At 70.3% G+C, this 1,433-nt stretch carries 1 protein-coding gene; it reads left to right on the forward strand.

Translation table 11 applies throughout. From position 1 onward, the window contains the following. Positions 1–88: 88 nt before the first annotated feature. Positions 89–1,426 carry an ISL3 family transposase gene (locus ACPYN7_RS17950; protein WP_176338697.1) on the forward strand — a complete coding sequence of 446 codons (1,338 nt, stop codon included), beginning with the start codon at positions 89–91 and terminating at the stop codon, positions 1,424–1,426. Positions 1,427–1,433 lie beyond the last annotated feature (7 nt).

Here is a 1,433-nt window from a genome sequence, read left to right on the forward strand (position 1 = left end):
CCGGCCCTTCCCAAATGAGTGTGGGTAAGGGCCCAAGCGGGGTGCGTGTCACGGGGGTCGGGTAGGGGTCGAGGCCTCCAGGATGGGGGTGCTGAATCCAACCGTCCTCGAAGGCCTCGACGTGTCCCATGCTATGTGCGCGCCGGCGTGCGCGCTCTTCGACCTGCCCGATGTCCACGTGCTCACGATCGAGCGGCACCGCTCCTCGTTCACCCTGGTGGTCGAGACCGTGCCGTCACTGGTGGGCTGTCCGGCTTGCGGGGTGCTCGCCGTCGGCCATGGCCGGGTGGCGGTGCTGCTGCACGACCTGCCTTGCGCCGGGGTGCCCGTGCGGGTGGTCTGGCGCAAACGCCGCTACCGCTGCCATGAGACGGCGTGCGAGGTGACGACCTTCAGTGAGGTCCACGAGCTGGCGGCACCGCGGGCCAAGCTCACCACCCGCGCGATTGCTTGGGCGGTGACGCAGCTGCGCTGCCACGACATCGCGGTCTCGGCCCTGGCCGAGATGCTCGGGGTCGCCTGGAACACCGTCTGGGACGCCATCACTCCGGTCATCGAGGCCCAGCTGGCCGCCGAGGACCGGCTGGCCGGGGTGAACGCCCTGGGCGTGGACGAGCACGTCTGGCGCCACGTGGGCCCACCCGGCACTGGGCTGGTCACCGGGATCGTGGACCACTCCCGCGGCGAGGACGGCCGGCCCCGGGCACGACTGCTGGATCTGGTGCCCGGGCGCACGGGGGCGGCCTACGGCGACTGGCTCATCGAGCAGGGGCCGGCGTTCACGAGCGGGATCCGCACGGCGACGCTGGATCCGTTCCACGGCTACGCCAATGCCATCCGCGACGAGCTCCCGGAGGCGATCACCGTTCTCGACGCTTTCCATGTGGTCAAGCTCGGCGGGCAGGTCGTCGATGAGGTCCGCCGCCGCGTGCAGCAGGACACTCTGGGCCACCGCGGGAGAGCCGGGGACCCGTTGTACGGGATCCGCCGCACCCTGCAGATCGGCGCCGAGCACCTGACCGAGAGGCAGGTCCGCCGACTCAACGCGAAGCTCGAGGCCGGGGACCCGCATCACGAGGTCACCCTTGCCTGGCATTGCTACCAGAAGCTGCGCGCGGTCTACCACGCCCGCCCCGAGCAGGGGCGCCGGCTCGTCGCCGAGATTCTCGGTGCCTTCCCGTCCTGTCCCATTCCGGAGATCGCCCGGCTCGGACGGACCTTACGCCGGTGGAAGGCCGCGATCCTGGCCTACTTCGATACCGCAGGAGCCTCGAACGGGCCCACGGAAGCGGTCAATGGCGTCATCGAGACCATGCGTCGCGTCGCCCGCGGCTTCCGCAACTTCGACAACTACCGGTTACGGGCTCTGCTCGCCGCAGGCGGTCATCGCCCCTGGCGGAGAACCGCTACCCACACTCAGCTGTGAAGGCCCC

Source organism: Kocuria sp. CH-021 (assembly GCF_049716185.1).
In the GTDB taxonomy this organism is placed as follows: Bacteria; Actinomycetota; Actinomycetes; order Actinomycetales; family Micrococcaceae; genus Kocuria; species Kocuria cellulosilytica.